Consider the following 14678-nt stretch of genomic DNA (forward strand, 5'->3'; position numbering starts at 1 on the left):
CCGCTGGGTCTCGGAGGTACACATGAAAGGCACCGCCGGTGCCGGGGTCCTGCGTGGGAACAAGGACTTCAGGCTGTACTGGACCAGCTCGGCGCTCTCCACGCTGGGCTCGCAGATGTCCCTCATCGCCTTCCCCCTGCTCGTCCTCTCGCTGGGGCAGGGAGCCGCCCAGGCCGGGCTCGTGGCCACCGCGTCGCTGCTGACCCGCTTCGTACTGCGCCTGCCGGCAGGGCAGTTGGCCGACCGGATGGACCGGCGGCGGCTGATGGTCGGTACGGACCTGATCCGGATGGTGGCCGTGGGCAGCATCCCGGTCGCCGCGTCGCTCGGCTCGCTCGTCTACCCGCACCTGCTCGCCGTCGCGGTGGTGGAGGGCTGCGCCACGGCGGTCTTCTCCCCGGCCGGCGTCATCGCGGTACGGGACGTGGTGTCCGAGGACCAGTTGCCCGACGCCCTGGCGAAGAGCCAGGCGGCGCTGTCGACCGCCTCTCTGGTGGGGCCCTTCACCGGCGGCTGGCTGTTCGCCGTGGACCGGTTGCTCCCGTTCACCGTCGACGCCCTCTCGTACGGTGTCTCCGCGCTGCTGCTGCTCCGCATGACCTCCCGGCCGCCCTCGGCCGAGCCGTCCGCTGCCGGAGACGGCAGTCCGCTCGCCGGACTGCGCTGGCTCGGACGGCAGCCCACGCTGCTGCGGGCGTTGCTCTTCGCCGCGGTACTCAACCTGGCCGGCTCGGCCGCGGAGGTGGCCGTGGTGATCACCCTGCGTGGGCAGGACACCGGCAGCACGGCGATCGGCCTCGTGATGGCCTGTGCCGGTGTCGGTGCCGTGCTCGGCGCCCTCGCGGCGCCCAGGGTGCTCCGGTTGCTCACCCCGGCGCGCTTGTTCCTGGCCGTGGGCGTGATCTGGGCGCTGGGCCTGGCGGTCCTGGCGATCCCACCTGGGCCCCTGGTGGTCGGCGTGGTACTGGTGCTGCTGATCTTCCTCACCTCACCGGCCGGGATCGTCGTCGGCGGGGCCCTGATGACCGGCCCGCCACGGGAACTGCTCGGCCGGGTCAGCACCGCGGGGAACCTGCTGATAGCGGGTCTCGCGGCGGTGGGGCCCGCTGTGGTGGGCCTCCTGATCGAGGACGTGGGGGTGTCCAACACCTGGCTGCTGCTGGCCGCCCTGGTGGCCGCCGCGACCGCGGCCGCGGCGATCCCGCTGCTGCGGGGCGGATCGCTGATACCGGCCGCCGAGGAGGCGGCGGCCGAGGAGGCGGCGGCCGCCGACAAGCCGCAAGGTGATCTCGTCCTGCATTCGGATTCGGCCCCCCAGCGTTCCGGAACCGAGCCCGGAGGCCCCGGAACCGTTCCCCTCCTCCCCGACGCCGGCCAGGGAAAGACCGACGCCGACCGCGCCGAGGAGCCCTCGTGACCGCCCCCGCCGTCACCGACGCCCCCGAGTACCCGCCGGCCCGGCGGACGGGCCCCGTGGAGCGCCTGCACGGCACGGCCGTGGCCGACCCCTACCGGTGGCTGGAGGACGAGGACGAACCGGCCACCGCCGCGTGGAGCGCCGCCCAGGACGCACTGTTCGCGGCGCACAGGAACACCTGGGCGTCGCTGGGGCCGCTGCGCCGGCACCTGACGGTCCTGATGGCAGGCGGCTCGGTCACCGCTCCCGTCCCCCGGGGCGGGAGGCTCTTCGACAACGTCCGCGCACCGGGCCGTGACCAGCCCGTACTGCGGGTCGTGGAGGACGGCGGCGCACGCACCCTGTGGGATCCGCTCGCCCACGACCCGGCAGGGCTGACCGTAATGGAGAGTTGGGAACCGTCCTGGGACGGTTCCCTGGTCGCGGTGCAGTATTCGGCGGGCGGCACCGAGCGGTGCGAACTCGTGGTGCTCGACGTGGCGAGCGGGCGCACGCTGGACGGACCCATCGACCGGCTGCGGCGTTCCCCCGTCGCGTGGCTGCCGGACTCCGCCGGCTTCTACTACGTACGCAACCTCCCGCCGCCGGACGCACCGGGAGAGGAGCGCTACCACCGCCGGGTGCTGCTGCACCGGATCGGCGCCGCCCCGGAGCGGGACGCGCTGGTCTTCGGCGCGGGCCGCGCGATGGACGACTACTACGTGCCGGCGCTGTCCCCCGACGGCCGCTGGCTCACGGTCACGGCCACCCGGGGCGCCTCACCGGCTACGGAGCTGTGGCTCGCCGACCTGACGGCGGCCGCCCCCGAGTCGCCCCGGCTGCGCCGGGTGGGCGGCCCCGACGGCACCCGGGCGACGCTGCTGCTGCCGTCCGGCACGGCGCCGGACGGCCGGGCGTACCTCCTGACGCGCCGGAACGCGCCCAACGGGCGGGTCGAGGTGACCTCACCGGCGCGGCTGACCGGGTGCGGGGCGCGGACACCGGACGAGCGCCACGCCACCTCGGCGCCCGCGACCGTCCTGATACCCGAGGACCCCGTCGCCGTGCTCACCGACTTCGCCGTGCTGGACGGGCCGGGACTCGCCCGCTCCGTCGCACTGGTCACCCGGGTGCGACACGCCGTCGGCGAGATCACCGTCCACGACCTGGAAACAGGACGCCTGCTCAGCACGCTGGAACTACCCGGGCCGGGCACCGTAGGTGAGCTGCACACCGCGCCCGGTGGGCACGAGGCCTACTTCGGCTACACGGACCACGCGACACCGGCACGCGTACTGCGCTTCGACGCCCGCTCCGGGACACTGGCACCGCACCACGGCGGGAGCGTCACCGGACCGCCCGACGGGCGCGCCGCCGGGTGCGTCACACGGCGCGTGCGCTACCGCTCGCACGACGGGACGCCGGTCACCCTGTTCGTGCTGTCGCCCACCGGTCGCCCGGACCGGCCCCGGCCGACGGTGCTCAGCGGCTACGGAGGCTTCGGGGCGTCCATCGTGCCGGGGTTCGCGCCACAGGCGCTGGCCTGGGTCGCGGCAGGCGGCGTGTACGTCTTCGCCTGCCTGCGCGGCGGCGGCGAGGAGGGCCAGCGGTGGCACGACGCGGGGCGACGCGCCGACAAGCAGAACACGTTCGACGACTTGGACGCCGCGGCGGACTGGCTGGTGGCCGAGGGCTGGGCCGACCCGGCCCGGCTCGGACTGCTCGGCAGCTCCAACGGCGGCCTGACCGTGGCCGCCGCGATGACCCAGCACCCGGAGAAGTACGCGGCCGTCGTGGCGGTCGCTCCGCTGCTCGACATGGTCCGCTACGAACGCTCCGGCATGGGGCCGAGTTGGCGAGAGGAGTACGGCAGTGCCGAAGACGCCGGCGACTTCGCCGTGCTGCACGCCTACTCCCCGTACCACCGGGTCCGGGCGGGCGTCCGCTACCCCGCGGTCCTGCTCGGCGCGGCGGACGGCGACACCCGGGTCAGCCCGTCGCACGCCCGCAAGATGTGTGCCGCCCTCCAGCACGCGACCACGGGCCCCGGACCAGTACTGCTGCGCCTGGAGCACGGGGTCGGGCACGGCACACGCGGCACCGCGACGACCACGGCACTCTTCGCCGACGTGATGGCGTTCCTGGCCGAGCATCTGCGTCTGGCAGTCCCCGGGGCCTGACCGGCTCCCGCGCGTCGTGCGGGGCAGATTCCGTGAGATACGACGACACAACGACACGCGCGAGCATATGCGCGCCATTTCCACCGTCAACAGATGATTTGCGCGACAGGGTTCTTGGTGCATGCAGTTTCTGACATGGGAGCGCTCTCTTCAGCGGCCACCGTCCGTGGAGGAGTCTGAGACCACGACAGGGCGCGGCAGCCCGGAACGGCGGAAAGCCGACCGGGCCACGGTCGCCAGTCGTCGGCCCGACTCGACCCACCGACCGAGGGAGCACCCGATGAACCGAATCCGTCGCCTCACCCGCCGCTACGGCGTCGCAGCAGCGCTGGCCCTGCTCCTGGCGGGCCCACTGGCGGCGGCAGCCGGGCACGGCCCCGCCGTGTCCGACGGGCCTGGTGGGATCGTCAGACACCTGACCGGCACGGCTGCCGTCCACTCGAGTGCCGTCGCCGACGGCACCACCGACGACACAGCTTGGGGTCGTTGACGCGGTGCACAGTCCTCAGCAGCCCGATCCCGCCGCCTCGCGGGAGCGCCGGCGCCCGCAGCGGCTCCGCTCGGCGCTGCCGATCGTGCTGGCCGTGCTGGCCGGGCTCGGCGGCGCCGCGGCCGTCCGGTGTGCGACCCGCCTGACGGCCGCCCGTCGCCGTGTCCATCAGCGCCGGGCCCGGCAGGTCCTGGCGGAGCAGGACCGGGACGAGCAGTACCCCTGGCCCTGAGGCGCGCGGGTACGACGGGACCCATGGATACGACGGGCCGCCGCCACCGGCGACGCAGTACGGGCGGCGAGCCGCCGGCGTCCACCGCACAGCAGACAGGGAGGAACCGTCATGGCCGGATCCGCGGTCCAGTTCCGCGTCCTCGGCGAACTGGCCGTCGAGGTCGGCGGCCGGGAGGTCGATCCCGGCCCCCACAAGCGGCGCCTGGTGCTGGCCCTGCTGCTGTGCCGGGCGAATTCCGTGGTCTCCACCGATCTGCTCACCGAGGCCGTCTGGGGCGACGATCCGCCGCGCACCGCGCGCAAGAACCTCCAGGTGCACGTCTCGTGCCTGCGCGCCCTGCTGCCGACCGCGAGTCCGGGCGGCGCGCCGCGGATCGTGCACCGGCCGACCGGCTACCAACTGCGCGTCGAGCCGGACGAACTGGACCTGCTGCGCTTCGAGCGCCTCGTGCACACCGCCCGGAAGGCGTCCTTGCTCGCCGCGGAACAGGTCGGCCGGGCCGCCTCCGGGGTCTCCGAACACGCCGCGCGGCTCCTGGAGGAGGCGCTCGCCCTGTGGCACGGCGACATGCTGGCGGATCTGGGCGACTCCGATGCGATACGCGAGGAGGCCGACAGGTGGTCCCTGCGCCGGCTGACGGTCTGCGAGGACTGGGCCGAGACCTCCGTGGCGCTCGGCCGCCACACCGTCGTGGCGGACCGCCTCGCCGATGCGGTACGCGCCCACCCTCTGCGGGAACGGCTGCTCGCTGTGCACATGACCGCCCTGCACCGCTCGGGACGCCGCACGGAGGCGCTGGCCTGCTACGACGAGTACCGCAAGCTGCTCGCTGCGGAACTCGGCCTTGAGGTGGGCCCCGCAGTCACCGCCGTGCACCGTTCCTTACTGGCGGCCGCGTCCCCGGCCCCGCTCGCGGAGTGGGCACGGGAGCGGCCGCGGCGCGGTGCCGCTCCCCGGACCCGGCTGCTGCTGCCGGCCGACCTCGACGACTTCACGGGGCGTACCGCCGAGACAGCCGAGATGCTGGACAGCATCGGAGCCCGCCGCAGGTCCGTGCAACTGTCCGGGCCGCTCGGCGTGGGCAAGACCGCCCTGGCCGTACACGCCGCACACCGGTTGGCGGCGGCATTCCCAGACGGCTGCCTGCTGATCCGGATGCGTCGCCCCGACGGCACGTCCCGCCCGGTGTCCTCCCTGCTCGCCGAAGTCCGGCGGATCACCGGGACGGCCCTGCCGCCGCCCGACGACGAGGAGGACGCGGCCCTGCTCTGGCAGGCCGAGCTCCTGGACCGCGCGCTGCTGCTCGTACTCGACGATGCCGCGTCCGCCGCGTCCGTACGTCCGCTGCTGCCCGGCTCCGGCGACAGCGCCGCGGTGGTCACCACGCGCTGCGGGCTGCCCGGCATCGGCTCGCCGCACCGGATCGAGCTCGGCCCCTACCCGCTGCGCGACGCGGTGGAGTTCCTCGGCCGCCTGGTCGGTGCGCACCGCGTTTTGGCCGACCGCGCGGCGGCGGAGCGCGTCGTCGCCGCCGTCGGCCTGCTTCCGCTGACCATCCGCCTGTACGGCGGGAAACTCGCGGCGCTGCGGCACATGTCCCTGCCCGCGTACGCGTCACGTCTGGAGCGAGGGGCCGCGATGCTCGACGAACTGACCACGGCCGATCCCGCTGTCCGCCCACTGCTGGCCGGCTGGTGGCGTGATCTGCCGCCGTCCGCCCGCGACACCCTCGCGGCACTGGGCCGACTGCCCGGGCCCCTGTTCACACTGGCCGACGCGGCCGAAGCCCTCTCACTGCCGGAGGAACACGCGTACCGCCTCCTGGAAGTGCTCCTGGAACGGGGGGAGTTGGACAGTCAACTGGCGGAGGTCACCGCCCACACCACACTCTACGAGCTGCCCCTGCTGTCCCACCTCTACGCCCGCGAACAGGTGACGTCCGCGCAGGCGTGAGCCTCGGGCGGTCGTACGACGCGTTTCACCGCGCGGGTCGGCTGACCGGTTTCCCCAGCGACACCCCCACCACCAGCGCCACCGCCACCAGCCCCCCGCTCACCCACAGCGGTCCGGTCGCCCCTGCCGGGGTGTGGAGGGTCGTCGCCGCGATGACGGGACCCGTGGCCGCGCCGGTGTTGAGGGCCGCCGTCGCGTACGAGCCGGCCATGGTGGGGGCGCCTGAGGCGGCGTAGAGGACCCGCGTGATCAGCGTGCTGCCCACCGCGAAGGACAGGGCGCCCTGCGTGAAGACCAGGAGGAGCAGCGCGGTGGGCCGGTCCGCCAGGACGGCCATGGCCGGCCAGCCGAGGAGCAGCGGCGGGCCGCAGGCGGCGACGACCGCGCCGGGACGGCGGTCGGACAGCCGGCCGGCGACGGTGACCCCGGTGAGGGAGCCGGCTCCGAAGAGGACCAGGGCCACCGTGACCCACAGTTCGCCCAGCCCCGCGGTGTCGGTCACGAGCGGCGCGAGGAAGGTGAGGCTCGCGAAGGTCGCCGCGTTCACCAGCGCGCCGAGCAGCATGACCACCAGCAGCCGCGCGTTCCCGAGCTGGGCGAGTTCCTGGCGGAGGGGCGCGGAGGAAGAGTCCCGCGGTCCGGGGCGGGCCGGGACGCCGGTGAGGATGCCGACGGCCGCGGGCAGACAGAGGGCGGCCACCGCCCAGAACGTGGCCCGCCAGTCGAGCAGCGTGCCGAGCAGCGATCCGCCGGGGACACCGGCGATCGTGGCCACCGTGGTGCCCGACAGGAGGACGGCGAGCGCGCGGCCCTTGCGGTCCGGCGGGACCAGTGCGGCGGCGGTCGTCAGGGCCACGGCGAGGAATCCGGCGTTCGCGAGCGCCGCGACGACCCTCGTCGCGAAGAGGAGGATGAAGCTCGACGTGACGGCGCCCGCGACGTGGGACGCCAAGAAGACCAGCACGCAGCCGAGCAGGCTCGCCCGTGCGGGCAGGTTGCGGGCGAGGGCCGCCATGAGCGGCGCCCCGACGACCATGCCGACCGCGAAGGCCGAGGTGAGGGTGGACGCGGTGGCTACGCTCACGTCGAGGTCGGCGGCGATGTCCGGCAGGAGGCCGGCCAGCATGAACTCCGAGGTGCCCATGGCGAAGACGGCCACGGCGAGCAGGTACAGGGGGAGGGGCATCGCGTGGCTCCGGGGTGAGGAGAGGAACGAGGAGTCATCTCGTCACCGCGGCCGGCCCGTCCCCGAAGGCGCACCCGTCGGACCGCGGAAGGCGGTTCGACGACGGGACTGCACTACTACGGGGATGTGAACTGCGGACTAGTGGTTCAGGGGACCGACGGCGTGACCGAAGGCCCCCACCCTGTCCGACTCGGGGCTCGACATGGCCCGCACGCTACCCGACCGCTCCCCGCCCCGCCCCGCACGCACCCCCACCTGGCTTGACGCTTTAATGCCACTGATGTGCAATAACGACGCATCGACAACAAGCGTGGGGGAGACATGACAACCCGTCGGATACGAAGTGCCGCCGTCGCGGCGGCGGTTGCCGTCGGCGTCACCGCCTGCTCCGCGCCCGGCGGCGGCGGAACGGGCGACGACGCCAACGCGGCCGAGTCCGTGGTGATCGGGGTGGGCTCCGAACCGGACACCCTCAGCCCGCTGCTCGGCTACGGCAAGGACGGAAACTCCAAGATCTTCGACGGGCTGCTCGCCCGCGACACCGACCTGAAACTGAAGCCGGCCCTCGCGACCGCCCTGCCTAAGATCGCCGACGGCGGCCTGACCTACACCTACACGCTCCGCAAGGGCGTGAAGTTCAGCGACGGCGAACCGCTCACGGCACAGGACGTGGTCTACACGTACCGCACCGTCCTCGACGAGAAGACGAACAACACCGCCCGCAGCGAACTCGACGCCGTCAAGGACGTCCGCGCGACCGGTGACGACACCGTCGTCTTCACGCTCAAGTACCCCTACGCCGCCTTCGCCGCCCGCACGGTGCTGCCCGTCGTCCCCGAACACGTCGCGGGCGGGCAGGACCCCAACACCGGTGACTTCAACACCAAGCCCGTCGGCACCGGGCCGTACGTGCTCACCAACTGGAGCAAGGGCGAGAAGCTCGCCTTCAAGGCGAACCCGCACTACTGGGGCGACAAGCCCGCCGTGAAGTCGTTCACCATGGCGGTCATCGCCGACGACAACGTGCGCGCCACCCGGCTGCGCTCCGGCGACCTCGACGGCGCCGTCCTGCCGCCCAACCTCGCCGCCACCTTCAAGAACGACGAGGGCAAGCGCACCTACGAGGCCAGGTCCTACGACTTCCGGGCCGTCACCCTGCCCACCTCCGGCAAGGTCACCGGCGACCGCGCGATCCGGCGGGCCCTGGACGCCGCCGTGGACCGCCGGGCGATGGTGGACAAGATCCTCGACGGCGCGGGGCGTCCGGCGTACGGGCCGCTGCCCGTCGACGACCCCTGGTACGAGCGCGCCATCGAGCGCCCGCACGACCTCGCCAAGGCCGAGCGCGTCCTGGACGAGGCCGGCTGGAAGGCCGGTTCCGGCGGCATCCGGGCCAAGGACGGACAGCGCGCCTCGTTCACCCTGTACTACCCCTCGGGCGACAAGGTCCGCCAGGACCACGCGCTCGCCTACGCCTCCGACGCCAAGAAGGCCGGCATCGAGGTGAAGGTGGAGGGCGCCACCTGGGAGGTCATCGAGCCGCGCATGGGACGCGACGCCGTCCTCGCGGGCTTCGGCAGCGTCGGCGACCCCGACTTCGGCCTCTACACCCTGCTGCACTCCTCGCTCGCCGGCGACGGCTTCAACAACATGGCCCACTACGACAACCCGGCCGTGGACCAGGCCCTCGACACCGGCCGCCGCACCCAGGACCCGAAGACACGCGCCGCCGCCTACAACAAGCTCCAGAAGGCGCTCGTCGAGAACCCGGGCTACACCTTCCTCACCCACATCGACCACCTCTACGTCCTCGCCGACCGCTGGGACGGGCTGACCACCCAGCTGGAGCCGCACGAGCACGGCTTCGCCAGCGGACCCTGGTGGAACATCGAGGACTGGCAGCCCAAGAAGTGACCCGGTCTCCCCGGCGCGTGCCCTGGGGAGCGATGGCACGGCTGGCGGGGCGGCGGGCGCTGTTCGCCGTCCCCGCCGTCCTCGTCGTCACCTTCGGCGTGTTCGCGATCGCCGCCGCCTCCCCCTTCGACCCCGTCAAGGCGTACGCCGGCACCGCCGCGCTCGGCGCCGACCAGGAGACCCTGGACCGGCTGCGGGAGAACCTCGGTGTCGACCAGTCCTTCGTCGTCCGCTGGTGGAACTGGCTGACCTCCGCCGTCACCGGCGACCTCGGCCACTCCGGGGTGATGCGCCAGCCGGTGACACAGGTCATCGGCGAACGCCTCGTCTGGTCCGCGCTGCTGTGCGCCGTCGCCTTCGCCGCCGCCGTCCTGGTCGGCACGGTCCTCGGCGTACTGGCCGCCCGCCGCCCCGGTTCGATGCTCGACCGGGCGGTCACCTCACTCGCGTACACCCTGGAGGCGGCACCGGTCTTCTGGATCGCGCTGCTCGCCGTGTGGCTGTTCGCCCTCCAGTGGGACGTCCTGCCGGCCGGCGGCCTGACGGACACCGCCAGCGAGCGGGTCACCCCCGGCCAGGTCGCGAGCCACGTCGCACTGCCCGCGGGCGTGCTCGCCGTCTCCCAACTGCCGTGGTTCACGCTGTACGTGCGCCAGGGCGTCGGCGACGCCCTCGCGGAGGACCCGGTGCGCGGTGCGAGGGCCCGCGGCCTGGGGGAGGGCACCGTCCTGCTCGGGCACGCCCTGCGCTCGGGACTGCTGCCGGTGCTCACCCTGATCGGCTCGCGTGTTCCCGAACTCATCACCGGTGCCCTGCTGGTGGAGAGCGTCTTCAGCTGGCCGGGGATCGCCGCGGCCACCGTCGAGGCGGCCACCGCCGTCGACTTCCCGCTGCTGGCCGCCCTGACCACCCTCGCCACCGCCGCCGTACTCGCCGGCAACCTGCTCGCCGACCTGCTCTACGGACTGTTCGACCCGAGGGTGAAGCTCAGTGACATGTGACCCCGCCGCGCCGCCACCCACCGCGCCCGCACCCACCCCGGCCCCCGAACCCGCCTGGCGCTCCCAGGGCACCGCCCGCCGCTCCACCCGCACCCTGCGCCTGCGCACCTCCGCCGCGCTGCTCGCCCTGACCGTCCTCGCCGTGCTGCTCGTGCCGCCGCTGGTCCAGCTCGACCAGCAGGCCGTCGACCTCGCGGCGAAGCTGCGGCCACCGAGCTGGGAGCACCCCTTCGGCACCGACGACGTCGGCCGCGACCTGCTGCTGCGCTGCGTGTACGGACTGCGCGTCTCCCTGCTGGTCGGGGTGGCGGCCGCGCTGACGGCGACGGTCGTCGGCACCGCCGTGGGCGCCACCGCCGGGGCGCTGGGCGGCTGGGTCGACCGGGGCGTGATGCGGGTCGTCGACACCATCTCCTCCGTGCCCCACCTGCTGCTGGGCATCTTCATCGTGGCGATGTTCCGGCCGGGCGTCTGGCCGGTGGTGGCCTCCGTCGCGCTCACCCACTGGCTGTCCACCGCGCGCATCGTCCGCGCCGAGGTGCTGTCCCTGCGCTCGCGTCCCTACGTCGACGCGGCCGTCTCCGGCGGCGCGTCCCGGTGGCGGGTGGCCGTACGGCATCTGCTACCCGGCGTGCTGCCGCAGGCCGCGCTGGCCGCCGTACTGATGGTGCCGCACGCCATGTGGCACGAGTCGGCGCTGTCCTTCCTCGGGCTCGGGCTGCCCACGCACACCGCCAGCCTCGGCAACCTCATCCAGGAGGCGCGGGGCTCGCTGCTCGCCGGGCAGTGGTGGCCGACCCTCTTCCCGGGACTGTTCATCATCGTCCCCACCCTCGCCGTCGCCGGACTCGCGGGCGCCTGGCGGGAGCGGATCAACCCCCGCCGCCGATCGGAGCTGATGCTGTGACCGAGCGAGCCCCCGTGCTGTCGGTACGCGGTCTGTCGGTGCGCTTCCTGATGCCCGGCGGGCGCCGCGTCGCCGCCGTGACCGACGCCCACTTCGACGTGGCGGCCGGCGAGTGCCTGGCCCTGATCGGCGAGAGCGGCTGCGGCAAGTCCGTCCTCGCCTCCGCCCTGCTTGGCCTGCTGCCCGGCAACGCGCAGACCGCCGGTGCAGCGCTCCTCGGCGACCTGGACCTGCTCGCCACCGACGAGCGCACCTTCGCCCGCACCGTGCGGGGCCGGCTGGTCGGCCTCGTCCCGCAGAGCCCGGCCGCCCACCTCACCCCCGTCCGCACCATCCGCTCCCAGCTGGAGGAGACGGTCGCCGAACTCACCGGCGTCCGTGGCCGCGCGGCCCTGCGCAAGGCCGCCGAAGCCGCCGCCGGACGCGCCGCGTTCCCCGTGGACCACCTCGACCACCACCCGCACGAACTCTCCGGCGGCCTCGCCCAGCGCGCCGCCACCGCCCTCGCCCTGGTCGGCGACGCCCCGCTGCTGCTCGCCGACGAACCCACCACCGGACTCGACCGGGACCTGGTCGACCGCACCGTCGACGAGCTGAGACGACATGTCCACAACAAGACGGACGGCGAGGGCCGCGCCCTGCTGATGATCACCCACGACCTGGCCGCCGCCGAGCGCGTCGCCGACCGGATCGCCGTGATGTACGCGGGCCGGATCGTCGAACTCACCGACGCCACCGAATTCTTCGGCGCCCCCGGCCCGCGCCACCCCTACAGCCGGGGTCTGCTCGACGCGCTGCCCGACCGCGCCTTCACCCCGATCCCCGGGCTGCCGCCCGAACTCGGCGCCCTCCCCGACGGCTGCGCCTTCGCCGCCCGCTGCGACCGGGCGACCGACGCCTGCGCCGTCCTGCCGCCGCTGACCGGCACGGTCGCCTGCCACCACCCGCACGCCGCGCTCCCGGAGGCCGCCGACCGTGCTTGAACTGCGCACCGTGACCGCCGGATACGCCCGCAACGCGCCCGTCTTCCGGGACGTCACCCTCTCCGTCGCGCCGGGGGAGGCCGTCGGACTGCTCGGCCCCAGCGGCTGCGGCAAGTCCACCCTCGCCCGCGTCGCCGCCCTGCTGCACCAGCCCGAGGCCGGCACCCTGGTCGTCGACGGCACGCCCGTAGGGCGCTGGCGCCACCGCGCCCCGCGCGAGCGCCGCACCGCCTTCGGCGTCGTCTTCCAGCAGGCCCGGCTCTCCGCGGACCCCCGGCTGACCCTCGCCGACCTGATCGCCGAACCGCTGCGCGCCACCGGCCGGCGCGCGGACGCCGCCGTCCGGGTCGCCGAACTGGCCGCCACCGTCGGACTGACCACAGACCTGCTGACCCGGCGCCCGCACGAGGTCAGCGACGGCCAGTTGCAGCGCGCCTGCCTGGCCCGCGCCCTGGTGCTGCGCCCGCGCTGGCTGGTCTGCGACGAGATGACGGCGATGCTCGACGCCTCCACCACGGCCGCCCTGGTGCGGGTCGTGGAGGACTACCGGGCGGCCACCGGCGCCGGGCTGCTGGCCGTCGGCCACGACCGCGTCCTGCTGGACCGCTGGTGCGACCGCACCGTCGAGTGGGACACCCTCACGCGTCCCTGACCCCTCCCGGCCGAACCTCTGCATGGACATGTATCGGTCAAGCTTGGTCCACGAGGGCAGCAGTTGGGGTTCACCTCGCGCCGTTTGCCTGGTTGTCGTCCGACCATCCGTCCCCTGGAGGTTCGATGACCCCGCCGCGCAGCTATCCGAACTCCCCGAACCCGCTGAACAGAAGGGGCTTCCTCGGCATCGCGGGCGCCGCCGGCGCCGGCGCGGTGCTGCTCGGCACCGGCGCCGCGCCGTTCGCCACCGCCGCGCCCGGCCGTGTCCCGACCGACCCGTTCCGGCTCGGGGTGGCGTCCGGCGACCCGTTGCCCGACGGCGTCGTCCTCTGGACCCGCCTCGCGCCCGAACCGCTCGACGACGACGGTGGCATGCCCGCACGTCCCGTCGCCGTGCGCTGGGAGGTCGCCCTCGACGAGCGGTTCCGCAAGGTCGTCCGGCGCGGCGTCGAGCACGCCGTGCCCGCGGAGGCGCACACCGTCCACGCCGACGTACGCGGCCTGCGGCCCCACCACGAGTACTACTACCGCTTCCGCGCCGGCGACACCCTCTCCCCGGTGGGCCGCACCCGCACCGCCCCGGCCCCCGGCACCTCGCCCGCCGTCGACTTCGCGTTCGCCTCCTGCGCCAACTGGGAGGAGGGCCACTTCACGGCGTACCGGCACATGGCCGAGGAGCACCCCGATGTGGTCTTCCACCTGGGCGACTACCTCTACGAGTACGCGGCCGGCGCCAACGGCGACGTGCGCACCCACCACGGTGACGAGATGAACACCCTCGCCGAGTACCGCGCGCGGCACGCGCAGTACAAGACCGACCCCGACCTGCGGCTGCTGCACGCCGCCGCGCCGTTCGTCGTCACCTGGGACGACCACGAGACCGACAACAACTATGCCGACCTGAGCCCGGAGAACAACGACGCCGGCCAGGGCAACGACAGCACCGCCCGCTTCGCCGCCCGCCGCCGCGCCGCCTACCAGGCGTACTGGGAGCACATGCCGCTGCGCCGCCTGCGCAAGCCGGTGGACACCGCGCTGCCGCTGTACCGGCGTCTGGAGTTCGGCGCCACCGCGACCTTCAGCGTCCTCGACACCCGCCAGTACCGCACCAACCAGCCGTACGGCGACAAGTGGCAGGTCTCCGGGCCGGAGCAGTGGGATCCGAAGGCCACCATCCTCGGCGACGAGCAGCACGCCTGGCTGGAGCGGAGCCTGTCGCGCTCGCGCTCCACCTGGAACGTGCTCCCGCAGCAGATCTACTTCGCCAACTGGGACGCCGTGGCCGGCCCCGATGACGGCGGCTACAACGACGGCTGGGACGGCTACCGCGTCTCCCGCGACCGGGTGCTCGGCTACGTCGAACAGCGCCGCATCGACAACTTCGTGGTGCTCACCGGCGACGTCCACCACAACTGGACCAACGACCTGCGCCGCGACTTCGAGCGCCCCGAGACGCGCGTGCTGGGCAGCGAGTTCGTCACCACGTCCATCACCTCGGGAGGCGACGGCTCGGCCACCCACGACCCCGGCCAGGTGTACTGGGACGAGAACCCGCACACCAAGTACTACAGCAGCCGCCGCGGCTACGTCCGCTGCACCGTCTCCCGGGACAGCTGCACCGCCGACTACCGCGTGGTCGACTACGTCACCCGACCCGGCGCGCCGGTCCGCACCGACAAGTCGTTCGTGATCGAGGCGGGGGTGCCCGGGGTCCAGGACGCCTGACGGCCCTCGCTCAGGAACCAACAGAGTCCCACGGGGTAATTGATTCGTTTGTGT

The 14678-nt window shown here is 73.6% G+C and carries 12 protein-coding genes; 11 read left to right on the forward strand and 1 reads right to left on the reverse strand.

The genetic code is table 11. From position 1 onward, the window contains the following. Positions 1–22: 22 nt before the first annotated feature. The 5 genes from ACFC1X_RS01675 (at position 23) to ACFC1X_RS01695 (ending at position 6254) form a co-directional block, all read left to right on the forward strand. Positions 23–1417: an MFS transporter gene (locus ACFC1X_RS01675; RefSeq protein ID WP_376347803.1), complete on the forward strand. Its 1395-nt coding sequence runs from the start codon at positions 23–25 to the stop codon at positions 1415–1417. After that, positions 1414–3576, forward strand: a complete 2163-nt coding sequence (locus tag ACFC1X_RS01680; protein ID WP_376347805.1) for a prolyl oligopeptidase family protein — start codon at positions 1414–1416, stop codon at positions 3574–3576. Before ACFC1X_RS01675 ends, ACFC1X_RS01680 begins: the two co-directional genes overlap by 4 nt. Positions 3577–3856: 280 nt before the next feature. After that, positions 3857–4066 (forward strand): hypothetical protein, encoded by a 210-nt coding sequence (locus ACFC1X_RS01685; RefSeq protein WP_376347806.1) that lies wholly within the window; start codon positions 3857–3859, stop codon positions 4064–4066. A 4-nt stretch (positions 4067–4070) separates the two neighbouring features. Continuing rightward, entirely contained in the window at positions 4071–4298 is a 228-nt protein-coding gene (locus ACFC1X_RS01690) for a hypothetical protein (RefSeq protein ID WP_376347807.1), read from the forward strand. Positions 4299–4409: 111 nt separating this feature from the next. Beyond that, the gene (locus ACFC1X_RS01695) at positions 4410–6254 is read left to right on the forward strand and encodes a BTAD domain-containing putative transcriptional regulator (RefSeq protein WP_376347809.1); all 1845 of its coding nucleotides are present in this window, start codon (positions 4410–4412) and stop codon (positions 6252–6254) included. Positions 6255–6279: 25 nt separating this feature from the next. Here the strand turns inward: ACFC1X_RS01695 and ACFC1X_RS01700 are convergent, their stop codons facing one another. Continuing rightward, positions 6280–7440 (reverse strand): Cmx/CmrA family chloramphenicol efflux MFS transporter, encoded by a 1161-nt coding sequence (locus ACFC1X_RS01700; RefSeq protein ID WP_376347811.1) that lies wholly within the window; start codon positions 7438–7440, stop codon positions 6280–6282. A 321-nt stretch (positions 7441–7761) separates the two neighbouring features. On the opposite strand from ACFC1X_RS01700, the gene ACFC1X_RS01705 reads away from it, so the two are divergent. The 6 genes from ACFC1X_RS01705 (at position 7762) to ACFC1X_RS01730 (ending at position 14624) form a co-directional block, all read left to right on the forward strand. Continuing rightward, on the forward strand, positions 7762–9354 hold the full coding sequence (locus ACFC1X_RS01705; protein WP_376347813.1) for an ABC transporter substrate-binding protein: 1593 nt from the start codon (positions 7762–7764) through the stop codon (positions 9352–9354). Positions 9355–9386: 32 nt separating this feature from the next. Next, entirely contained in the window at positions 9387–10355 is a 969-nt protein-coding gene (locus tag ACFC1X_RS01710; protein ID WP_376347814.1) for an ABC transporter permease, read from the forward strand. Next, positions 10345–11262 carry an ABC transporter permease gene (locus tag ACFC1X_RS01715; protein ID WP_376347816.1) on the forward strand — a complete coding sequence of 306 codons (918 nt, stop codon included), beginning with the start codon at positions 10345–10347 and terminating at the stop codon, positions 11260–11262. Before ACFC1X_RS01710 ends, ACFC1X_RS01715 begins: the two co-directional genes overlap by 11 nt. Continuing rightward, positions 11259–12245 (forward strand): ABC transporter ATP-binding protein, encoded by a 987-nt coding sequence (locus tag ACFC1X_RS01720; RefSeq protein ID WP_376347817.1) that lies wholly within the window; start codon positions 11259–11261, stop codon positions 12243–12245. The genes ACFC1X_RS01715 and ACFC1X_RS01720 overlap by 4 nt, the downstream gene beginning before the upstream one ends. Next, on the forward strand, positions 12238–12897 hold the full coding sequence (locus ACFC1X_RS01725; protein WP_376347819.1) for an ABC transporter ATP-binding protein: 660 nt from the start codon (positions 12238–12240) through the stop codon (positions 12895–12897). The genes ACFC1X_RS01720 and ACFC1X_RS01725 overlap by 8 nt, the downstream gene beginning before the upstream one ends. A 125-nt stretch (positions 12898–13022) precedes the next feature. After that, on the forward strand, positions 13023–14624 hold the full coding sequence (locus tag ACFC1X_RS01730; RefSeq protein WP_376347821.1) for an alkaline phosphatase D family protein: 1602 nt from the start codon (positions 13023–13025) through the stop codon (positions 14622–14624). Positions 14625–14678: the final 54 nt, after the last annotated feature.

It is taken from the genome of Streptomyces sp. NPDC056128, from assembly GCF_042263835.1.
GTDB lineage: Bacteria > Actinomycetota > Actinomycetes > Streptomycetales > Streptomycetaceae > Streptomyces.